This window comes from Rhodopirellula sp. J20-39, assembly GCF_057365095.1.
In genome coordinates this window covers 5,026,356-5,049,283 of the sequence record NZ_CP195123.1, presented here as the reverse complement: position 1 = coordinate 5,049,283, position 22,928 = coordinate 5,026,356, and the positions used below count along the sequence as shown (strand labels likewise).

17 protein-coding genes are annotated in these 22,928 nt (G+C 55.0%); 13 read left to right on the top strand and 4 right to left on the bottom strand.

Features of this window, described 5'->3' with window-relative positions; translation table 11 throughout:
• The first annotated feature begins 43 nt into the window (after positions 1–43).
• From ACR3ZL_RS18255 to ACR3ZL_RS18245, 3 genes are all read left to right on the top strand, one after another.
• On the top strand, positions 44–1,813 hold the full coding sequence (locus ACR3ZL_RS18255) for a type II and III secretion system protein family protein (protein ID WP_473651676.1): 1,770 nt from the start codon (positions 44–46) through the stop codon (positions 1,811–1,813).
• A 99-nt stretch (positions 1,814–1,912) separates the two neighbouring features.
• Positions 1,913–3,148 (top strand): nucleotide-binding protein, encoded by a 1,236-nt coding sequence (locus ACR3ZL_RS18250; protein WP_473651677.1) that lies wholly within the window; start codon positions 1,913–1,915, stop codon positions 3,146–3,148.
• A 152-nt stretch (positions 3,149–3,300) separates the two neighbouring features.
• Positions 3,301–3,798: a hypothetical protein gene (locus tag ACR3ZL_RS18245; RefSeq protein ID WP_486172854.1), complete on the top strand. Its 498-nt coding sequence runs from the start codon at positions 3,301–3,303 to the stop codon at positions 3,796–3,798.
• Positions 3,799–3,848: 50 nt separating this feature from the next.
• Here the strand turns inward: ACR3ZL_RS18245 and ACR3ZL_RS18240 are convergent, their stop codons facing one another.
• Together ACR3ZL_RS18240 and ACR3ZL_RS18235 are read right to left on the bottom strand one after the other, a co-directional pair.
• Positions 3,849–4,013, bottom strand: coding sequence for a hypothetical protein (locus ACR3ZL_RS18240; protein ID WP_473651681.1), 165 nt, complete (start codon positions 4,011–4,013; stop codon positions 3,849–3,851).
• Between the two features lie 231 nt (positions 4,014–4,244).
• Positions 4,245–5,516 (bottom strand): DUF1559 family PulG-like putative transporter, encoded by a 1,272-nt coding sequence (locus tag ACR3ZL_RS18235; protein WP_473651683.1) that lies wholly within the window; start codon positions 5,514–5,516, stop codon positions 4,245–4,247.
• Positions 5,517–6,135: 619 nt separating this feature from the next.
• Here ACR3ZL_RS18235 and ACR3ZL_RS18230 point away from each other — a divergent pair.
• From ACR3ZL_RS18230 to ACR3ZL_RS18195, 8 genes are all read left to right on the top strand, one after another.
• A complete protein-coding gene (locus tag ACR3ZL_RS18230) occupies positions 6,136–6,876 on the top strand; it encodes a ribonuclease H family protein (protein WP_473653522.1) in 741 nt (246 codons plus the stop codon).
• A 60-nt stretch (positions 6,877–6,936) separates the two neighbouring features.
• Complete coding sequence (gene glgB / locus ACR3ZL_RS18225; RefSeq protein WP_473651684.1) at positions 6,937–9,141, top strand: 1,4-alpha-glucan branching protein GlgB; 2,205 nt, start codon at positions 6,937–6,939, stop codon at positions 9,139–9,141.
• Between the two features lie 126 nt (positions 9,142–9,267).
• Positions 9,268–9,705, top strand: coding sequence for a bifunctional nuclease family protein (locus tag ACR3ZL_RS18220; protein WP_473651685.1), 438 nt, complete (start codon positions 9,268–9,270; stop codon positions 9,703–9,705).
• 8 nt (positions 9,706–9,713) lie between these two features.
• Positions 9,714–10,556, top strand: a complete 843-nt coding sequence (gene panC / locus ACR3ZL_RS18215; RefSeq protein WP_473651686.1) for a pantoate--beta-alanine ligase — start codon at positions 9,714–9,716, stop codon at positions 10,554–10,556.
• Positions 10,553–11,089: a dual specificity protein phosphatase family protein gene (locus ACR3ZL_RS18210; RefSeq protein ID WP_473651687.1), complete on the top strand. Its 537-nt coding sequence runs from the start codon at positions 10,553–10,555 to the stop codon at positions 11,087–11,089. Before panC ends, ACR3ZL_RS18210 begins: the two co-directional genes overlap by 4 nt.
• Positions 11,090–11,143: 54 nt before the next feature.
• A complete protein-coding gene (locus tag ACR3ZL_RS18205; RefSeq protein WP_473651688.1) occupies positions 11,144–12,520 on the top strand; it encodes an AAA family ATPase in 1,377 nt (458 codons plus the stop codon).
• Positions 12,520–13,797 (top strand): tetratricopeptide repeat protein, encoded by a 1,278-nt coding sequence (locus ACR3ZL_RS18200; RefSeq protein ID WP_473651689.1) that lies wholly within the window; start codon positions 12,520–12,522, stop codon positions 13,795–13,797. The genes ACR3ZL_RS18205 and ACR3ZL_RS18200 overlap by 1 nt, the downstream gene beginning before the upstream one ends.
• Positions 13,798–13,886: 89 nt before the next feature.
• The gene (locus tag ACR3ZL_RS18195; RefSeq protein ID WP_473651690.1) at positions 13,887–15,290 is read left to right on the top strand and encodes a sulfatase family protein; all 1,404 of its coding nucleotides are present in this window, start codon (positions 13,887–13,889) and stop codon (positions 15,288–15,290) included.
• A gap of 66 nt (positions 15,291–15,356) precedes the next feature.
• Here the strand turns inward: ACR3ZL_RS18195 and ACR3ZL_RS18190 are convergent, their stop codons facing one another.
• The gene (locus tag ACR3ZL_RS18190; protein ID WP_473653523.1) at positions 15,357–16,376 is read right to left on the bottom strand and encodes a polyprenyl synthetase family protein; all 1,020 of its coding nucleotides are present in this window, start codon (positions 16,374–16,376) and stop codon (positions 15,357–15,359) included.
• Between the two features lie 466 nt (positions 16,377–16,842).
• Positions 16,843–19,914, bottom strand: a complete 3,072-nt coding sequence (locus ACR3ZL_RS18185; RefSeq protein WP_473651691.1) for a COG1470 family protein — start codon at positions 19,912–19,914, stop codon at positions 16,843–16,845.
• Between the two features lie 283 nt (positions 19,915–20,197).
• Between ACR3ZL_RS18185 and ACR3ZL_RS18180 the strand changes: the two genes are divergently transcribed.
• Entirely contained in the window at positions 20,198–21,181 is a 984-nt protein-coding gene (locus ACR3ZL_RS18180; RefSeq protein WP_473651692.1) for a sugar phosphate isomerase/epimerase family protein, read from the top strand.
• A 369-nt stretch (positions 21,182–21,550) separates the two neighbouring features.
• The gene (locus ACR3ZL_RS18175) at positions 21,551–22,840 is read left to right on the top strand and encodes a 6-phosphofructokinase (RefSeq protein ID WP_473651693.1); all 1,290 of its coding nucleotides are present in this window, start codon (positions 21,551–21,553) and stop codon (positions 22,838–22,840) included.
• Positions 22,841–22,928: the final 88 nt, after the last annotated feature.

The following is a 22,928-nucleotide window of genomic DNA, read 5'->3' as shown; positions in this document are numbered from 1 at the left end:
GTCAGGACTGACTTACTCGAACCGACCGGCAAGGATGCCAACGATGCGAGCGCGATTCTCCTATACCTACTTCCGATCCGTTATCGCCGTACTCGCGGTGATGGGATGCGGTCAGTTCACCTCAAACGGGGTGGCTACAGTAGCGGCCCAGTCGTCCGCCGCGCTTGCTTCGGTTGCTGGTGATCACAAGATTGCCAACACGGTTGAGCGGATGGAGTTGATCGTCAAGAGCAGCCGCATCCTGTCCCTCGGAGATCGCATTCCGCGATTCCAAGTGCACAATGAAGAGGTGCTCGGTGCAACGCCGGTTAGCGAGAATCAGATTCAGATTTTCGCGAAGAATCCCGGGTCGACCCAGGTCAACTTATGGGACACCGAAGACAAACTCTACACGATCGACGTTACGATTGTCGCCGATGCCCGCGAAGTCGAAGGCATCCTGAATAGCCAATTGCCACTGGCATCGTTGAAGGTCACGCCGATCAACGAAAGTGCTATTGTCAGCGGCTATGTGACCAGTGTGGACGACGTTGACCGTGCTGTCGCAATCATCGAACAGTTCTACAAGGTTGTCATCAACAATATTGAAGTGGTTGGTGTGCAACAGGTGCTATTGCATACCCGGATCATGGAAGTCAGCCGAACGAAGCTGCGACAGCTCGGTATCGACTGGTCGCTATCCGGTGGCGACTACACCATCCTGAATGGTCCTGGTGAGTTGCTCGACGTGCCCGGCGGACTTGTTGAAGGTGTCGATGACTCGTTCGGGTTCGCGCCTTTCGGTGGTGCGACCAACTTGCGAGTTGGGATCGGCAGCCAATTTGAGGCTTTTGTGGAAGCCTTGGATGAGCAGAAGTTGGTCAAGCTGTTGGCCGAACCAACGGTTGTCGCAACCCATGGTCGGCCCGCTCGTTTCACCGTAGGTGGTCGCGTTCCTAACGTGATTCCAGGCTCCAACGGACAGTTGCAGGTTTCATACGAAGATTACGGTACGAGCATCGACTTCCTGCCTTTTGTCGTCGGCCCCGGTCGTATTCGATTGGAAGTTCGTCCGGAAGTAAGCGAGCCAGACCCCAGCCGTGCGGTCACGATTAACAACACGAACGTACAAGCTTTCACGGCCCGATATGTTGAAACCGCGGTTGAAATGCAGGCGGGACAGACTTTTGCCTTGGCCGGGTTGTTGCAATCTCGTGTGGACAGCGTCATCAAACGCACGCCATTCCTGGGCCACTTACCCTATATCGGTGCAATGTTTCGTAACACCCAAGACCAGCACAACGAAATCGAGTTGCTGATCATGGTAACACCTGAATTGGTCGAAGCGATGGACCCACACGAGGTGCCAGTCGGTGGACCAGGTATGAATTCCGACATGCCGGATGAGCATGAGTTCTACATCAACGGACACATTGAAGTTCCCAACTTGAAGGGCGACAACTGCAACGAGCAGCGAAGCGACTATTGCCCAAGCGACGCGGCATTCCAAGGTGGTGAGGTGATGATGGAAGGTAGCGTTGTCTTGCCCGGAGGCGTTTCGCAAACTCGCCCAGCGGTGGAAGGTTCCAAGCCATCGACCGCCGCCACTGCTAAAGCTGGTCAGCCTGCGGGAACTCGGGTCGCCACAGTGAATCATCAACAAGCTGCGTCCTATGGACGTTCGCCTCGAAATCAGACCAGTCGTGCATCTGGAAATTACAACTCGTCCGGAATCGAATCCGGCACCTTGTTGCCTTCCGGAGCAGTGATGCCAGGATCCGACCCCATGGTCGTCGGTGAAGGTGTCACGGTCACTCAACCAGCTTATCGCTAGTCTCGATCGCTAGCACAAGCACACGTTTCAAACGCCAAACTTGGGCCGCGCTGCGACACCCGCCCAAGCTTCGTCCTCTTCCACAAAAATTGATCTAAGATGAGTAATGTCCTACGGTTGGCCCTCGTCGATCCCAATGACGCTTCGCGAGAATCACTTAAGGCGATCTTGCTGGGGATGGATTCCATTTGGTTGGAAGCAGATTGTTCACGCTACGAATTTTTCCCTGATATCGTTGAGCAGACCACTCCCGATGTAGGTGTTGTTTCGTTGGATAGTAATCCAACGAGTGCGTTGAACCTGATCGCTCGCATCACAGCGGAAAGTCCGAACACCGCATTGTTGGCGGCTAGCGAGAGCAGTGACGGTCAACAAATTTTGAAGGCGATTCGTGCGGGGGCTCGAGAGTTCCTGACACTTCCGTTGGCCGATGAAGAATTGTCCGAGGCGTTGGACCGGATTAGCGCTGCCAAGTTTGGCGGTGGCGGCGATCGCAGTCGTGCTTGCCAAGTCATTGCGGTTGCAGGAGCAACCGGTGGTGTTGGCTCAACAAGCGCAGCGGTAAACCTAGGTTGTGTTCTAGCGGAAGATCCACGAAACAGTGTCGCGTTGGTGGACCTTGATATCGCATTGGGTGATGCAGACGTGTTCTTGGATGCGATCCCGGACTACACGCTCGCCGACGTCGTGCAAAATATTGGTCGCTTGGATATTCAGTTGCTCAAACGATCGCTGACCAAGCATTCCAGCGGATTGTACTTATTGCCGCGCCCTGTGGAGTTGCATGACGTCGCCGGTATCGATACCGACAGTCTTCGTAAGGTGATCGGTCTGCTGAAGGCATCGTTCACACACTTGATTGTCGACTTGTCGAAGACCTACAACGCTCTGGATATGGTGGCGATCGAATCGGCATCGAAGGTCTTGTTGATCACTCAATTAGATTTGCCGTGCTTACGCAACGTGGTGCGGTTGATGATGAGCTTTGACGAAACCGACGGTCTGCAAGATAAGGTTGAAATTATCGTCAATCGTGCAGGCTTGGATGCTGGTCAAATCAGCTTGAAGAAAGCCAAAGAGACTTTGGGGCGAGAAATCTTTGCTTTGTTGCCCAATGACTATCGCACGATGGTGGAAGTCCGTAACAACGGCGTGCCGTTGATCACACAGGCTCCGAAGGCCGCCTTGACTCAGGCGTTCCGAGACATGGCCGTTCGTCTGAGCGGAACCCATGGTGAGGATGCGGAGCACGAAGGTGATGAAGCGGAAGCCGGTGCCGCGAACGAAAGTCGTTGGAAACGCTTCTGGCCTGGACAGCCCAAAGCGAAGTCATAAGTCCTTCGCTTATGGCGGGACTTGGTTCGTGCCTTTGATCTGCTTGCCGGTTCGGCGAGCGGTGACGTACCAGCGAGTTGTGGACGGATTGTGTAGGATTTGGATAGAAACCAGTGTTTCTGGTCACCACCTACAACCGCAGCGAGTGTTCCATGTCTGCTATTCGTTTCTCGATACTTGTTTCCAGTTTGGTTTGCTTCACTTGCATCCCGTCGATGCTCGGGCAAGCGAGTTCTCAATCGCTCGGTGAAGATCTCTCGCTTCCGGCTCCTCTGTTGGATAGCTCCGAACAAAGTCGATTGGATGCCTTGGAGCTCCGACGTGAGCTGAGGTATCTGAACGAACGACGACGCAAGTATTTGCGCACTCTCGGTGAAGGCCATCCTACCATCTTGGATCTGAATGAGCGGATTGACGAGATCACGGCCGATCTTGGTGACGCGCCGGATCCCACCGATTTGCTTGTAGGGCTCAGCGAAGGCGACGTGGAAAGCTTGGATAACAAGCAGTTACGCGAAATAACAGGTGTGCTCATCCAGCGGGTGCTGGATCTGGAAAACCAGGTTGACGGTTTACGCCGGTCCATCCGTAATCTGAAAGCACGGCCGACGCCGTACTATCAGGGATCGTATTTCCAGTTTCAAGACTGACCGCCGATGAAACGAATGGCCAGTACGAGCATGTTCTAGCGACTTGCGGGCTACGGCTTGGGGGCGACTTCGTCGGCTGCTTGCAACCGAGCGTTTTCTGCTTCCATGATGTCAGAGAGCTCCTGACGTTCAGTGGTGGCAGGTACGGAAGCTTCATCGGAGCCGCTGCAGCCGATTGCGAACAACAAGATGGCACAGATAGAGAGTGGTTTCATCGTAAAGTTCATGTGGGGAAGGTGTTCGAGAAATGGAGTGGTTGGTTTTCCGTCGCAGCACAAACGCTCGCTAAGAAGTTCAGTCAGGTGGCAGAATAGCCAACGCTTGAACTGGGTAAGTTCGGTTCAGTGCTGACAAAGCGATCGTGGCATCGCAGGGACCGCAACGACGCCCCGCCCGGCGGATTGCGGGCAAAAGGCGTCATGGATCAACAGGCAACAGCCAGGCGATTAAAATTCTTCGGAGATCACTTCTTTGGAAGCGCGGGTTCCGAGTGAGCCCCACAGACCGTATGGACTGACCGCGCCGGGACTGTTGCTGTACCAGATTGATTCGGCAGTCGACGTTCCGGCTTCGATCGAGTCAGTGATGAATTTGATAGCACCATCGCCCATCAGCACATGGCACCCGCCTTGGTGACGGCTGGAAGGTGGATAGACGCCATCGCGATTATGGTTAGCCGTGTGTTCGACGCAGATTTCACGGTTAGGGGGCAGGATCGTCATCATGCTAGAGAATTTCTGATATGAGCTGGCCCAACGGTATCCTCGACCGGCGGAAACCGACGAGCCGACAGTGCCTTTGTCGCTATCCCAGAATTGGGGCCGTTCGGCGTCTTTGGCGTTCGCACAGGACGATGGGTTTTGGCGAATGGCTGTTTCGCCGGCCCCTGTGACGGTCATGTAGATCGTCCGTGCATCGTTGTCGCCTAGGTCCGTTGCGATTTCACCCATGGCGATGGTGTTGGCCAAGCCGTCCAGAACGTCACGGAACCGTGTGGTTTGGTGCAGAGCAAAGAAACCACGATGCGCCGCACGCGAACCCCGTGGTGTACCCCACCAACTGGAACCTTTCGTTGGGTCCACATCCGACAAGTCGAGAGTAACGGTGCGGTTACCCCATTGCTGGTCTTTTACTGAATCACCGACGCATGCGGCGTAGTTGGTCCGTCCCATTGCGGGCAGTCCAACACCCGGGTCGCTGGGGCAACGAAGGCCAGGGATGGTTGTTACCCAGGGGTCGTACTCGGGATAGTCAGGTGCGGGGCCCATCGAATTGAAATCACGGGTCGTGTTCTCTCGTGTCCAGTCGTTGTTGGTCGACGACGGAGCAACGAACGAGCCAATGTGGGAAGTCGCAAATTGGTTGTCGTATGGATTGGAAATGGTTTCCCAGATCGCTTGTTGTTCCATGAACGGCGTCAACCCAACCAACATGCTCAATCGCATTTGGTTTGCTGCACCGGAGGGGCGGTCAAAGTTTCGTGGTGTGCCCTGAACTGTGCCGCCGCCGTGCGTGGGCAGTTGTTTGTAAGCACTGTGGTAGTTGTGAATGGCCAAGCCGAGTTGCTTGAAATTGTTGCTGCAGCTCATTCGGCGAGCGGCTTCACGGGCCGCCTGGACAGCCGGCAAAAGAAGTCCGACTAAGACGCCGATGATTGCGATGACGACCAGCAGTTCAACCAGCGTGAACGCCGAGCGGGAAAATGAGTTTGGTCTCATAAGGATTCCTGTCAAAAGAGAGTGGGCGAATGGATCGTCGCTTGTTGCACTGGAATGAAACAAAGCGGGGGGGCGGAAAATGATCTCCCATATTGAGATTCCAGGACTCGGACGGATTACCACAAAAAATTCCTGGTTTTTGAAATTCAGCCGAGCCCTGACCGCACTGTTCGCTCGGACGGATCCCAAGATTCGGCGATTCGTACCGGATCGATTGGGAGACCGAGGATTTCGCGGCTGGAGGATTTTCGAGACCGGCGAAACGGAGGGCACACCGAGCGCGAACCGTGTCCGGTGGCTCATCAAAGCGTTCTTCCAAGCCGCGACTTGACCGGTTGTTGCAGTCGTGCGGATTGTGATGTCGGGCGACAAGCTGGGAAGAGTTTTTTACCTGTTCAAGCTTTGCTGGCGGCGGTGAGTTTGCCGAAAGCCTAAGCATGGGAACGAAGGTTTGCGGCTTGGAAGCAAACTCGATCGCCCGTCATTCTTCTTGCTAGAGTTTGAATCGGAAGCTTCTATGACGCAGCCAAAACGCCATCGGAACCCGCCAATGGCGGGGGATCCCGCCTTCGCCGCAATGCGACATTTAGCCACAGCCCAAGAGGCAATCTCAAATGCAATGGATGACGATGTTGTCGTGTCGCCCCCCAGCGACAACCTAGCGTCGTTGTTATTGGTGGTTTCCGCTCAAAGTACGACTTTGACGGACGGTCGCTGGCAATTCGCAATCGAAACCGCTGACGGGCAACCCGTCTTGGAAGCGGACGATCGCGAGCCCGGAGACCTGAATCGCCTGACCCTGTTGGCCGCCGTTCGGGGGCTTGAGTCGATTGATGGATCTTCCAGCGTGACCTTGCTTTCCCACAACCGCTATCTGATCCGTTCGTTGACCGATTCGCTTCCGCGATGGCGTCGCAGCGATTTCGTGTGGGATCACTTCGGTCGTCGCGTAGAAGTGCAGCATGCGGACTTATGGCGTCGAATCGATCGAACGCTCGGGATCCACGAGGTGCAAGCTTGCTTATTGACCGCACGCGTGGTTAGCCGGGTCAGCGACCGGGACAATATTCCTGAATCTGGCACGCCGGATGCACGACCTTGGGGAGCTAAGGCCGAATCCGGTTCGCAGCTTCGGTTGGACCCAGCCCAGCCAGAAATATCGTCGCCAACCGGCTTCCACCGCGCTGGTAATTCGGCGACCCATCACGCCGCTTTGACATCCAGTGGACATCCCCATGGTCCGCTTAATGGGACAAATCGACTTCGTGACTGGGTATTGCGTTCAGCGGTCGATACAAGTCATCGGGCACAACAGATTGCCATGATGCGACAGCGGGCGGACAACCGAGCCAATCGCTAAGCCACACAAGTTTTAACCGTACACCGCTCTTTGCCTTTTCCCCCCTCATTTGTCTTGATCATGAATACGGAACTCTCCCTCTCGAGCATTCAGTCGCTTTTAGACGGCAATTTGGCTGACCCGGGTAGTTTGCTTGGTCCACACCCGATCAACTATTGTGGTAATGAAGCGACCGCAATCCGAGTTTTTCAGCCCAACGCTCAGTCGATGTGGGTGGTGAATTCGGCCAGCGGTGCAAAACGTCCTATGCGACGCGTTCACCCGGAAGGCATTTTTGAGGCCATCTGCGACGAGACTCCTGAGAACCAATACCGAGTTGAGATGATTGATAAAAAAGGTGAAACCGTTCAAACGACCGACCCCTATTCGGTACCTAGCCTGTTCAGTGATTTCGATCGCTATTTGCTGGGTGAGGGGCGTCACCACGACATGTACGAGCGACTCGGGGCGCAACTTCGCACGGTCGATGGTGTGGTTGGAGTGAACTTTTCGGTTTGGGCACCGAATGCACGAGCGGTTCAGGTCGTCGGCGATTTCAATGGTTGGGACGGTCGGCATACGGCGATGCGAGCGATCCCAGAGTTGGGCTTGTGGGAGTTATTTGTTCCCGGTGCCAAGGTTGGGCAGCGTTACAAGTTCCGCGTGCAATCGGATGCCGGTCGTTGGATGGACAAGTGCGATCCGCTTGCCTTCGCGTCCGAATTACCACCTTTGACGGCCAACATTATCTCGGACATCAGTTCGTATAGTTGGAGCGATGGCGATTGGATGCAGCAGCGTGCGGAATTCGATCCGATGCACGCACCGATGAATGTGTACGAAGTGCACTTGGGCAGTTGGCAAAAAGGTCCAGGCCGTACTCACGGTTGGTTGGACTATCGCGATCTGGCCGTTCGGTTGGTGGACTATTGCCGCCGGATGAATTTCACACACGTTGAATTAATGCCGATCAGCGAGCATCCGTTTACTGGTTCGTGGGGCTATCAAAGTGTTGGTTACTTTGCACCTACAAGTCGGCACGGCAGCCCTGAAGACTTCATGTTCTTCGTCGATCATCTGCACCAAAATGGCATCGGTATCCTGATCGATTGGGTGCCTGCCCACTTCCCGAAGGACGATCACGGTTTACGCCAGTTTGACGGATCGGCTCTCTATGAGCACGCGGATCCTCGCCAGGGTGAACACCCTGATTGGGGAACGATGATCTTCAATTATGGTCGTAACGAAGTTAAGAACTTCTTGATTTCCAACGCGTTGTTCTGGTTGGACAAGTATCACATCGACGGTCTTCGCGTGGACGCGGTCGCATCGATGTTGTACCTCGATTACAGCCGCGAAAACGGCGAGTGGGTGCCTAACCGATACGGCGGACGTGAAAACTTGGAAGCGATCGATTTCTTCCGTGAATTCAACGACGCCGTTCACACCAACCACCCTGGTGTCATCACGGCGGCAGAAGAGTCGACGGCGTGGCCCGGAGTTTCGCGGCCGACTAAGGATGGCGGGCTTGGATTTGATTACAAGTGGAACATGGGTTGGATGAACGACTCGCTACGCTACATGCGGAACGAGCCGATCCATCGTCAGTATCACCAAAATGAACTGACTTTCAGCATGATCTATGCATTCACAGAAAACTTCATGCTGCCTCTGTCGCACGACGAAGTCGTTCACGGCAAGGGATCGCTGATCAGTCAAATGCCAGGTGACATGTGGCAGAAATTCGCGAACCTGCGATTGCTGTACAGCTACATGTGGACGCATCCGGGCAAGAAGCTTTTGTTCATGGGCGGAGAGTTGGCACAGTGGAACGAATGGAACCACGATGACGGCCCGCAATGGGAATTGCTTGACTTTGCTACCCACCGTGGCATGCAACAATTGATTGCGGATCTGAATAAGTTGGTGATCGAGAACCCAGCGTTGCACTACTTCGATTTCAGTGGTGACGGTTTCGAGTGGGTTGATTGCCAAAACGCTCAGGACAGCACATTGGTATACCTGCGAAAGGGAACCGAAGAGCACGCTCCGATCCTGGTTTGCAGTAACTTCACGCCGGTACCTCGCGAGAATTATCGCGTGGGCGTCCCGGAAGCTGGGTTCTGGAAAGAAGTGTTCAACAGTGACAGTGAAGCTTATGGTGGCTCAAACGTTGGTAATTACCCGGGTTGCCAAACCACGGGCGTAGGGCACCACGGGCGGGGTGACAGCATCCTGCCGACGTTGCCACCATTGGGAACTTCGATTTTCCGTCTAGAACGGTAGTCGGAACGCTTGGTACGGCGGGCTTGGACTCGGTACAATCACAGAGCGACAAGGTGACCTCTTCGGATGGTTGGATACCTTGTCGCTTTTTTCATTTCAAGGCACTCACCGTTTGGCGAGACTTTTATGAGCGTCCAGATGCAGCTCGCTCGGATCATTATTTCCGAGTTAACTGATAACCAAGTGATCTACTTGAAAGAAGTTGATGGTGATCGGCAGTTTCCGATCATGATTGGCATCTTCGAGGCTACCAATATCGATCGTCGGGTCAAGAACGATTACGTTCCCCCGCGACCGTTGACGCATGACTTGGTGGTTGCCGTTGCGGAAGCGTTGGACGCGACTGTCGAACAGGTCGTCATTAGCGATCTATCCGAACACACCTACTTTGCACAGTTGCATTTGCGAACTGCGTCAGGCGAAGTGATTGAAGTGGATGCCCGCCCCAGCGATGCGATTGCGGTAGCGGTCACATTTGATCCACCTCTACCAATTTACGTTTCGGAAGAAGTGCTCAGCGATGCAACGAAGAAACCCAACGATTCCGAAGACGAGATCATTTGACGTTGGCTATGCAGCAATTTTCTAGCGTTGAATCGATCCGCGAGTGGACCTTGCAACAGAAAGCCGCGGGTCGGCGAGTCGGTCTGGTGCCCACAATGGGCGCTCTACATGAGGGCCATCTATCACTTGTTAAACGTGCAAAACAGGAATGTGATGTTTGCGTAGCGTCCATCTTCGTCAATCCGACACAGTTCGCGCCGACGGAGGACTTGAGCTGTTATCCACGACCGCTTGAACAAGACTTGGAACTGCTGCAAGACGTAGGCGCTGATGTCGTGTTCTTGCCGAACGATGCGATGATGTATCCGGATGGATTTGGAACCTATGTCATGCCGCCGCCGGTGGGGCTACCGTTGGAAGGTCAATCTCGGCCTGAACATTTCCGCGGTGTTACGACTGTGGTCATGAAGTTCTTCCAGATCGTGGGACCCGATGCTGCTTTCTTTGGCCGCAAGGACTATCAACAACTTCGCGTGATTGAAGACATGACCCGGGACCTGAATGTGCCGGTCCAGATTGTTCCGTGCGATATCGTTCGCGACCCCGATGGGTTGGCGATGAGCAGCCGGAATCGATACTTGTCCGCTGCCGAGCGTGAGCGAGCGTTGTCACTTTCACGTGCTTTAAATATCGCCGACGGATTGGTTTCCGATGGTAAGCGATCGGTTGCTTTGATCGAGTCCGCCATGATGACGGAACTTTCGGTATGCGATTCGGTTGACTATGCCGTGGTGGTGAATTCGAAAACATTGTTGCCGATCCAACACATTGGTGAGTCCGATGCGAAGCCGGTCGCCCTTGTTGCCGCACGTTTAGGCAAGACCCGTTTGATAGACAATCGAATCTTATGAAACCACCATCTCTTTGGAATCGGGCATATGCCAGAGGCGTTTTTTATCCCACGTTGGGATGGAACATGTTGCTGGGGCGAGTCCTGAAAGTTCGCAACTGGTGGGACTTCATTGATGAATTCGTCATTGTCGGGGCTCGCCCGTTCGCTCGGGACGTTGTTGGTTTAAAAACTGCAGGCGTGGCCGCGGTCGTTAATACTTGCGAAGAATACGCGGGGCCTACGTTTGAATATGGTGAACACGGGATTGTTCAGTTGCATATTCCCACGACTGACTTCATGCCGCCTACATTGGCGGATATCGAAACGGCGGTGGAGTTTGTCCAGCAATACGTTGAACGCGAACAGGTCGTTTATATTCATTGCAAAGCCGGTCGTGCTCGCAGTGCAACCGTTGCGTTGTGTTGGTTGATTGCTCATCGTGATTTGACGCCTGAACAGGCCCAAGCACTTCTTTTGTCAAAACGACCGCACATTCATCCTCGCTTGACCGCTCGTCAAGTCGTGCGAGACTTTGTCGCCGCTCGTAATTAGTCGACAGCCATCGTCGAACCGCATCCTTTGAACGAACTTTGTTGGTAGACCAGAATGGATCCAAACCAGATTGCCGTTGATGCACTCAAGGGAGCCGTTGCGGCTTCGCCCGGTAACCTTGAATTGGTGCGCCAACTAATTGAGTTGATGATGGGGATCGGCCGCGATGATGAAGCGGAAGAACAGGCAAAGGCGGCGTTGGCCCGTTTCCCCGACCGGCGTGGTATGAAGCGGTTGATGGCGGAGGTCTTCTTTCGACGCGGCAAGGATTCTCACGCTGCCGTGATTGTTGATTCGTTGCTTGCGGATTCTCGCGATGATGCGGACGTGTTGTTGTTGCAGTGCCGATTGTTGCAACGCCGAGGCGATATCCATGGTGCCGTGGCGACCTATCGTGATGCGGTTGATCAAGACGAGGACGCACGCGACATGGAGCTGGAAAGTTTGCTTGGCCTTCGTGATTTCGATCCCGATGAATCGGATGCGATTCCCGAGGCGTTGGGTGGGCCGTTCATGCCTGGTTCCGACGACGAGGATGACGACGATTCGTCGGTGCTGCCTGAATTGGAAAAGGACCTATCCGACGGCTTTGAGTCGGTTGGTGGGATGGATGCGGTCAAGGAACAGATTCGGCTGAAAATTCTGTATCCGCTGCAACATGCCGAGATGTATGCCGCTTACGGCAAGAAGATCGGTGGCGGCATTCTGCTCTATGGGCCTCCTGGTTGTGGCAAGACGCACCTGGCTAGGGCGACTGCTGGTGAAGTTGGGGCTGGGTTTCTGTCTGTTGGCATCAACGATGTGTTGGATATGTGGGTCGGCAACAGCGAAAAGAACCTGCATTCCATCTTTGACAAAGCTCGTCGCAGCAAACCTTGTGTTTTGTTCTTTGATGAAGTGGATGCGCTGGGGGCAAGTCGCAGTGACATGCGGCGTAGTGGCGGGCGGCAAATGATTAACCAGTTCCTTAGCGAACTGGACGGGGTGGAAACGAATAATGATGGTGTGTTGATCTTGGCGGCGACCAACACGCCGTGGCATCTGGACAGTGCCTTTCGGCGGCCGGGGCGTTTTGATCGAGTGATTTTTGTGCCACCACCGGATGCACCAGGCCGCGAAGCGGTGCTGAAGATCCACTTGCAAGGCAAGCCTACCGATTCCGTTGATTTCGCAAAAATTGCCGCCAAGACAGACGGATTTTCGGGTGCGGATTTGAAGTCCGTTATCGATGTTTGCATCGAACAAAAGTTGTCTGAAGCGATTGCGTCGGGGATGCCTAAACCGATCGTGACCAAAGATCTTCTGGCCGCAGCAAAGACCATTCGTCCTTCGGTGCAGGAGTGGTTTTCGACGGCACGGAACCACGCTTTGTATGCCAACGAAGGTGGTGCGTACGATGAAGTTCTTGACTACCTGAAGGTGAAACGCTGATGTCGGTTGACCCACAGGAAATGCTGCTTCGTCGCGCTGCGATGTTGATGGAACAGCGACGGTTCGAAGCCGCTCAAGCGGAACTAAGGCAAGTTCTGGCCGACAATCCCGAGCACACGTACGCACATGCGTTGATGTCGTTGACGCTCGCGCAAGACGATCGAATCGGCGATGACGCCCGGACCGAAGAGCATCGCGAGCAATTGCGCAATTCAACGCATCATGCCGAGCAAGCGATCGCGAGTGATCCCAACGACGCGATTGGTTATTATGCGTTAGCGGTCTCGCGTCATAAGCGGGATGACTTTTTGGCTGCCATCGAAGCGGGCAACACGGCGATCGCCTTGGATCCGTATGACGCAGACGCGTATGCGATTGTGGCCGCATCGCTTTTTCGCTTGCGTCGCTATGACGAAACGTTGGATACGGTCGAGCGTGGGTTAAGCGTTGATCCCGAGCATGGTAGTTGCAACAACATCCGGAGTTTGGTGTTGGAGCGTTTGGGACGAGGCGAGGACGCGATCGCGTCCGCCGAGGCTCAGCTTAAACGCAATCCGGACGATTCCGCCGCACATGCTGCGGTTGGTTACGCGCATTTGAACCGGGGTGAGTACAAACAGGCTCAGGTCGCGTTTCGCGAGGCGTTGCGTTTGGATCCGACTGATCAGTTCGCCCGCGGTGGAATGATCGAGGCGATCAACACGGGAAACATTTTCTATCGTTACCTGCACCGGTATTTCGTTTGGATCGGGCGGCTCAATCCACGCACCGCTTTGATGATCATGGTGGGGTTGTGGTTGTTAATCAGCAACATCGATTCGATCGCTGCGAAGGTGCCTGTGATCGCACCGTACACGACGGCAATAACGATGACTTATATCTTGTTCGCGTTGACGACTTGGATCGCCAAACCGCTGATGGATATGTTGTTGCGACTGCATCCGTTTGGCCGACACTTGCTGAACGGTCCGGAACGGCTGACTTCCAACCTGATCGGAATCTTGATGGTCTTTGCTTTACTTAGCTTCGTTGCAGGCCTCACCTTGGGGAGTCTTAACGTGGGCATGGCGGGCGTCGTCTATTGTTTCCTGTTGGCCGTTTTCGTGGTCGCAACGATGCGGATGCCGACAACGAAATCAAAGTACGGTGTTGGGATCGCTTCCGGCGTTGTCGCGTTGTTGCCGTGGGTAGGCGCGATCCCATTGTTCATTTACGGAAGCCTTGGAATTCAATTTGGTAGCCAAATGTGGGCAAGCCGTTTGCAGCGACCGTTTTAGCAGTCTCTTCAAGACACGCTTGAATTGCGGGACGTTGCCGGGATGGACCTCGCTGTATTGGAGTTTTCTTATTGCAATTGGAGTCTATCGTGCCCAATCCGATCCAGATCGCTGTCGCCGTGTTAGGACTCTTTGCGTTGCCCGCCAGTTTGGTGGTCGCGGCGGACGAACGACCTAATATCGTTTTGATCTTGGCCGATGATGTAGGGATTGAGGGACTGCAGTGCTACGGCGGTGTTTCGTACGCCACGCCCAGGTTGAACCAGATGGCAGCGGAAGGGCTTCGATTCACGCACGCGTATTCGCAGCCCTTGTGTACGCCGACTCGTGTCGAGCTGATGACCGGGATGGACAACCATCGGAACTGGACATCGTTTGGGATTTTGGAGCCCTACGCGACCACGTTTGCTCATCATTTGAAAGCGGACGGCTATGCGACAGCGATCTTCGGGAAGTGGCAATTGCGATCTTATGATCCACCCGATTTCCCGGGCGCGGGCGAACGTCGAAACGCGGGCATGCATCCTAAGGATGCCGGTTTTGATGAGTATGCGTTGTTCCACGCGGGCCATACGGAGTCCAAGGGGTCTCGGTACGCCAACCCGACCATGCTGGAAGGTGTTGCTGGCGATGATGGTGAACTGCGCACCTATGAAGGCGGCTATGGCGAAGACATTTGGGTCGCAAAGACGATCGACTTTTTGGACCGACATCGCGACGGTCCAGCGTTGGTTTACTACCCAATGGCTCTTCCGCACTGGCCGATGGTACCGACGCCTCATAGCGACGACTGGGACCCCACTGTCAAACCTCAACCGGTTTCGATCGACTATGCGGGCGACATGATCGAGTACATGGACACCGCGGTAGGCAATTTGATTGATGGGATGACGAAGAAGGGACTTAGCGAGAACACGTTGATTCTGTTTTATAGCGACAACGGAACTCACGTCGATGTTGCATCCCAGATGGCTGACGGGCGAACCGTCCAAGGCGGTAAAGCGTCGCCGCTTCAAACGGGCGTGCATGTGCCGTTGATCGCTTATTGGCCGGGTAAGATTCGGCCTGGGAAAAGTGACCGAATTGTTGATGCCTCTGACTTCTTTCCCACGCTGTTGGAAGTCGCTGGTCGACGTGGGGCGGACGCCGAGGCGGTGGACGGCATCAGCTTCGCGAAATTGCTATTTCCCGCCGACGATTCCCTTGCCGATCCGACTCGTGAATCTGCATTCTTTTGGTATGACCCACGTCCAGGTTGGGACAAAGAAAAGTTTGTCCGTCACGTCTTTGCGATCAATCACCATTACAAACGTTTCCGCGATGGGCGATTGTTCCGATTGACCGATCAACCGCTGGAAGAAATTCTGGTGGATCCTGAAAACATGACGGCGGAAGATCGTGCCGCCAGTGAAGAACTGGCCAACGTGGTTGAGCAGCAAATGAACAGCGTCCAAGAACCACCCCTCGTCAACGCCTTCGGCGAGCCTTTGTAGGCTAGCGGTCAGTTCACGCGAAGAGTTCGCAATTAACCGCACTTCATACGTTCAAACGAGATGCAACTAGAAACGCCGATCGACTGAGAAGTTGGCGATGTTGATCAGCGATTCGAGTGCGGGGGAAGCGGGAAGTTTTTGGATCGCTTCGATTGCACTGCAACGAAAGCGGTCGGCGACTTTGCGGGTGTAGTCGGCAGCGTCACTCTGGGCCAGTAGCGGACGGATTTTGTTGAGGCGTTGATCGGGTTCGGCTTGCAATGCTTCGTAAGCTTGGCTGGCGATTGCCGCGTCGTCGTGTCGGAGCAACCGAATCAGCGGCAGTGTGATCTTGCCTTGCAGCAAGTCCGTGCCAAGGGTTTTGCCGACTTCGCTGTCGTCACCCCATAGATCGAGGTAGTCGTCAGCGATTTGAAAGGCGATGCCTAGATCGTTCCCGTAGGTGCCGAACGCCGCGACGGTGGCTTCGTCGGCGCCGCTCAAATTGGCACCGAGTTGGCACGACACGCGAGTTAGCTCGGCGGTCTTCCCGCGGATCATATCGAGGTAGGTTTCTTCGTCGATGTCGAGCCAGTCCCGTCCGAGCACTTGACGCAGTTCACCTTCGCAAACCGCCTGGGCCGCTTGTCCGACCCAGCGGCAAGCCAGCGTGGATGGGAGCGTCGCCGCCAAATAGAAGCTTTGCGCAAACAGATAGTCGCCTAGCAGGATGCTGGTGTCGTTGTTCCAGCGTGCGTTAATTGTCGCGACATGCCGGCGAGTGTCGGCATTGTCTAAGACGTCGTCGTGGACGAGCGTCGCCGTATGAACCATTTCGACAACGGTCGCCATCACGATGTGATCTTCGGTCAGCGGTGGCTCAGGCAGAACCGTTGGCGAAGAACTTTCGTCGCCCGGACATGTTTGCGAAGACGCCGCTGCGATTCCGGAAAGCAACAGCAATGCGGGACGCAATCGTTTGCCGCCGAGTTGGGTGCCGTGACGAAGAACCGGCACGAGAGCTTCGTATCTGGATTGCAATTCGCGGTGGAGTCTGGCGTCGACCGCCCTTAATCCGTTGGCGATCGGGTGGTATACCCGAGTCATCGCGGTCGCGGCGACTTCGCCAGCTTGAGGGCTTCCCGGATTGTCCGTGCCGGCTGAATTGCCGATACCTGGCGGATCGATCGGCCGCTCCGAGCGAGCCGGTTCTTTTCCCCGATATCCCGATTGGTCCGAAAGATGGTGGCTTGCCTCGTCGCGACATTCAGAAGAGGCAATTCGTGAATCCATCGTCACAGACCGTATCTAAGATCAAAAGGCTGGCTATTTCATTGTGGGGGGAGCCCAAAATGTAAAGGGAAGTGCCCTCGATGGGTATGCCAGCCAATTTGACATTCGGCAGCGGAAGCGATCAGGCCGTTTTTCCGTACCTTTGGCCGGTTCGCCGGCTCGGACCAACAAAGGCCGACTCGGACAATTAAAGCTGGCAAGTCAGCTTTCCACTAACATTCTACGTGTGTTGTCAACGCGGCCAATCAACGCGACCGGTCAAGAAAGCTGGTTTTCCGCGTCAGCGGGTCACGTCGAAAGCATGGTTGATCACGCGGTCGCCGTCTTCCTCGATTGCACGCATCAGCAATTGCTTTCCGATCAAATCCTGGCCGTTGGGCCAATCCACGTTTCGGTAAACGGTTTCGCCGGGATTCATTGACATGATCCGGCGTTCATATTGTCGTTCGCTGCCGGCGAAGATCAGACAGTCGAAATTTGCACGCCGATTGGTGTGGTTGGTCATTTCGATTTTGACACGAATGGTGTCACCGATCAGTCGGGTGGAGACGTCCAAGTCAAAACCGTCCGGTCCTACATGCAGGTCTCGATAGACGCGAATGTAGGTGGGCGGCGAAGTCGCAAATTCGAAGTCGATGGGAATTTCGAAATCGCCGATCGTCGCGTTGTTGCCCAACACGACTGAAAAGTCGCTCGTCTCTGTCGCGTTAGGACTTAAATCCATCGAATGGACCGGCGGCAAGATTGTCCACTGTGGCGGTGTTCGAAACGCCACACTGCCGCTGAGCATTTGACGCACCGGGTTGGTGTACTGCACCGAGACGTTTTGTTCTTTGCCTAACAGGGCATCGATTCGCTTTTGAACGATGGACACTGACATGCGAAATTCAGCCAGTGCTGGATCGATTTTCACATAGAACGTTGGCAGCGGTCCGGCTTCGACGCGATGCACCATTCGCCCGTTGACCGTTTCGGTTGGGACTTGCGAACGGCGTCCCCAAACATCGACCTGGTAGACGCCATCGCCCAAGTAAAGTCGTTCAACCTGTGGCGTGCTGGACCAAACCATCAACACGGACGTATGCGAACCGCGGAAGATGATGTTGTGAGAATCGTTTTGCAGTCGCAGGGATCCGATGTTGCGAGCGCGGCCCAGAAGCAGACTTGCCGTTCGCCAAGGCAGCAACAGCTCGTCTGGATGCCCGTTGTCGGTCAACAAACCGGATGTGGGTGAACGAGGGTTACCGACGAATGCGGCTTCGATCTTATGTCCGCGTGACGTGGCCATGCGTAAGACCAAGTCCGTGATGCGAGCATCGCGAGTGTATTGTGCGCGTGGTAAAGGGTTGATCGTCATCCAAGTGTCGCCGTTGGCCGACGGATAGCCTTGGCTTCGGGCAATGGCTTCTTGGTCCAGCATGGCGTCGAGTTCTTGAGCGGTCAGTTGCTGATTGGTATGTCGACAAACCCCCTTCCAGGATTCGCCACTGACTACCGGTGGCGTGTCCATCCATGGCCAGGGAATCACGACTTCGAGTGGTTGTCCGAATCCCTGCAGCCCGGACGCGATTTCGTTGACCTTGGCTGTCAATTCGCCTCGGTTTTGAAAACTGAAGTCATCGTCGCGACCGAGTTGCCATTTGGTGATTCGGAACGTCATCCGGTTCATGATCGCATCAAGTTGGCTTCGCCAAACCGCAGGCTCGTGCAAGTAGGCAGCGACCCCGGTCTCGCCGCGTTCGCGAAGGCGGTAGTGCTCTTGAGCGGCTTGCGGCGGTTCTTCAAGAAGCCCAACCGGTTCGATCGCATGATCTTTGAAACGAAAGGCGAGTCGACCAACGGAGTCAGCACGCTGAGTGTCATCAGGAAGGAACCAGGCAGGAATACGAGCGTATCCGACTCCGAGATCTCGTAGCCAGCCGGCGATCATGCGGCCGGAATACTTTCCGTTTTGGTATCCGGTAACCGTTCCCGGAGGCAGCGTCCATCCGAAGGGAAGTGAATCGAGTATGAGGTTGGACACACCGAAGCTGCGCAGTGGCGAGTTTTCTTCGTTGTCGCTTTCCGGTGACCATTCACGCACGTCGTCGGTCAGTCGGTCAATGACCGCGAACGTAGTCTCGGCGGCCAACGAGGCGTCTCGGTGATCGCCCATCGCTGCGGTCACACGATAGAACCCTGGGGTGAGACCATTGAGTCTCCAATTGACCTCGACTTCGCGTTCCATTCCTTGTGACGAACGCCGGTGGTCACTCGATGCTCGGGCCAAATCAAGTTCAGACGCGTCCGAATAGGTTTCAACTGTTTTCTTGATGCTTCGTAGTTCACGACCATCGTGATCCAGTAACCGTAAAAGCAGGTCGATCGAATCGTCGATCTCGGTCATGTCATTGCTCAGCCCCAAAACCGATGTCCTGGTCTCGATGCTGTCGCCGTTGCGGTAGACCCCGAACGGTCGGTCCGTATCAATCCGCATTTGCGGATATTGGCGAAACGAGATGTTGTCCCAAGCGACGATCCCATGGATGTCTTGAAGACCGTCAGCGTCACTTGAAACGTTCAGCGAAACCTTCATCGAGGCTGCGCCAACCGGTGGAACGAGATGTTCAATCGCGATCGTTTGCCAGCCACGGGTTTGCGTGACGCTGGGAGTCCGAGCGGTCATCAGATGTTTGCCGTCGGCGTCGCTGAAATGGATTTCGGCGAAGGCCAGGTCGTGTTTCAATTTTTCGGTTTTGACATCCACACTGAAGTGGTACTGGAACGCAGACTTGGTGGGCAGCTTCGGCGACGTGACGCGAGCTTTACCACCGTCGAGGCGAACTTCCAGACAGCGGTCAACGAGATAGTCAGCCAGCGATGGCGGCAGCGGCGGCAGGTCCGCATCTGGAGTGATGGAACGAACAAACCGGCGAAAGGCGGGCCAGCGTAGGACCATTGCAGTGTCCACGCCGAGGATTTGCTTTTCGAAATCGCGGTCTTTGGCTTGGATGTCGATTTGAACGTATTCCGGATAGCCGCTGGCAAAATGCCGCTCGAAGTCATCCGGCCATTGATCGAAATCTTTGTCGCTGATCCGAGAAAAATTCCATTGATAGGTTCTTAGACCCGCGGGACCAATCTTTTCAATCACGCCGTTGGGCGGATTGATCGTGGGACGATGATTGCGAGGTTGCCGTGTGGAGGTTTCGACAGCAAGGCTGTTGGGAGCCGTGTTCTTAGTTGACTTACTACTATTGTCGTTGGAATCTGCTTTGCGAGATTGCGAACCGCTGGAGCTTTGGGGGGCGGGCGCCGCAAGCAGTTGCGTGCCGGCTATTTCGCCGATGCCAGGCAAAGGCATAATGGACACCCAAATTCCACAAAGCAGAATCATCACCGCCCGGATTGGGCCGGTATGTGCTAGGCCGAAACGGGGTGTTCGTGCGGGGGTGCAAAGTGCGGGGCGGTTCGCTGACCCGTCAGCAAGTTCGGCCGAGAAGAATCCTGGCGTTAGACAACCGTTTCCCGATTCAGGGCACTTGTTGCATGCGTGCAAACTCGGAAACATGGTGGCTCGAACGTGAAGGTCTTGCGATGGACTTACCAAGACGTTCGTCAAACGTCCAATCCATCGTTCGAATAGGAATGAAACAATGGCTGAAATTAAGATCGCCGTGCGACTCGATTCGATTCCCGGCGTCCGCCCCAATGCCGCGTCTCTTCGTCGTGTTCTGATGCAAGCTCGCGCCATGGGGGCGAGCAGCGTCGAACTTTGCGGACGACGACTCATCGACGTATCTGAATTATCGGACACGGGGGTGCGAACCTTGCGGAAAATTCTGGATGATCTGGGTTTGCAAATTGCATCGATTCGCTTTCCGACCCAGCACGGCTTTGATCGGATCCAGGAATTAGACCGCCGGATCGATGCCACCAAACAAGCAATGCGGACCGCCTACCGCCTGGGGGCTCCGTTGGTCGTCAACCAAATTGGGCCGGTTCCCAAGCCGCCGAAATCGTTGCGTTCCGGTGGATCGGGCGCGAGTTCGTCGCCGATGATCGCTGGAGAGATGCCGCCGGAGGGCTTGAGCATCGAACAGGCGGCCGCCTGGGCGTCATCGGTTTCGTTATCGTCTGGGGCTCAGTCGTCGGGAATGCACGCAGCCGGCGGAGCGGGAGGAGCCGAGTCCGTCGATCCGCGATGGGACACGATGCGATCGGTTCTGGATGATTTAGGTCGATTCGGAGCGAAAGTGGGGGCGTTTTTCGCTGCCGAAACCGGGACGGAACCGGGCGAGTATCTGGCCCAGTTGATTGACACGAGTGCGGAATCCTATATCGCGGTCGCACTGAATCCGGGGCAATTGATCATCAATCGTCACAGCGTTAGCGATGCGATTGCGGCCCTGGGTGACCGAATTCGAATCGTCAATGCGGTCGACGGAGTGGTCGATCTGGCTGCGGGACGCGGCGTGGCGGTGCCCATTGGTCAGGGGACAGCCGATTTCCCGTCAATGTTGGGACAACTCGAGGACATCCCCTATCGCGGTCCGTTTGTGGTGGGCCGCTCGGATATGGCGGCGGAGACCGCGGTCAACGAATTGGTCCAGAGTATCAGCTACCTTAAAAATCTATGAAGCTTCAAAAACCATGAAGTTTCGGTGAGATTGAAGCGGCGATTGTCTTTTGCGAGGGCATCGGGGGTACGAGCGGAGTTCATATCCTTCTTTGGGGGCCGCTAGCGAGCTATCTGGGTAGGTGAGCAAACCTATTCGGGCTGACCCGTGATGCCGCGTGGCAATATGGCGAAATCACGGGGTTTGAGAGTTAGCTAAAGACGCATTTACGGCGTGCCAGAATCCAGTGTGGGGGGTGTCGCAAATCGCCAAATTTGGGCACATCTGGAGTGTCGTCAAATCGGTTACCTTGGCGTAGTGATGCATTTGCTTAGAATGGCGACTCATCCGTAAAACTCACGACTCCTCCCTCATTTTTCGAAGTGTACTGTGGCAGATCTGGCTCATCACAACTTGGACATCAAACGCGTTGCCATTTTGTTTGCTGGTGGCCCTGCCCCGGCTGCCAATGCGGTCATCAGTACGGCGGCTTTCTCGTTTCTTGAAGAAGGTGCCCAGGTTTTCGGAATCAAACACGGCTACAGCCGCTTGGCCGAATACACCGCGGCGGGGCCGTTGCGTGAAGGCGACGACTACATCCGTTTTACGCACGACACGCTGACCCACGCTCGCAGCAGTCGTGGCATCATGATCGGCACCGCCCGGACCAATCCTGGTAAGCACGTCAATGCTCCTGAGCACTTAAAAGATCCGGAGCTGGTTGCTCCGCTGCGGCGAGTTTACGAAGGCCTGTGCTCGCTGGAAATCGATGCGTTGATCTCGATTGGTGGCGACGACACGCTCAAGACTGCCAACAAGTTGAAGATGTTTCAGGACAATTTGCCAGGCGATGCACGGCGGTTCCCTGTCATTCACCTGCCCAAAACAATCGACAACGATTACTCCGGTATCGACTTCACGTTCGGCTTCTTCACCGCTGTCGAAACGCTAGCCGAAGAAATCCGCAACCTGAACTTTGACGCTGCCGCCGGACGTGCGTACTTCTTGTGCGAAGCGATGGGACGCAGCGCCGGATGGCTTGCATACGGTGCCGCCATTGCCGGTGAAGCCAGCATGGTACTAAGTGTTGAAGACATCACCGGGCCGCTGGCCGAAGAAGAGCTTGTCAACGCAAATACAAACGAAACACGGAAGGTCATGGCGGTTGATCGAGTGATCGACCGGATGGTTGACATGATGCTTGCTCGCGAACGGGAAGGTCGCCAGTACGGCACGATTGTGATTGCCGAAGGCATGGCGGAATTCTTGCCGGCGAAGTATCTCGAAGGCGTCAGCCGCGATGACCACGGTCACATCAACATTTCATCGATCAACTTGTCCTCGTTGATCTCGGGACTGATCGCCGAACGTTACACGGAGCGAACGGGCCGGAAACGTAAGGTCAACGGTTTGCAATTGGGCTACGAGTCGCGTTGTGCACCACCTCAGGCCTACGACGTGATGCTCGGTTCGCAGTTAGGTGTTGGTGCCTATCGTGGGTTGGTGGAAGAAAAGCTTAATGGCGTGATGGTGTCGGTTTCCGGACAATTTGATTTGCACTTCGTGCCTTTCGAAGAGTTGGTCGATCCGCAAACCTTGGTGACCAAAGTTCGTTTCATCGAACAGAACTCCGATTTCCACAAACTCGCTCGTTTCTTGGAAACTTGCATTGATAACTAGGTCGCTGGCGATGCGATCAAGAAAATTTCGTGCTGCGATGGGAAGCATCATCGTGGCAACAAGCTTAGGCCTGTCGGGTTGTCCTACA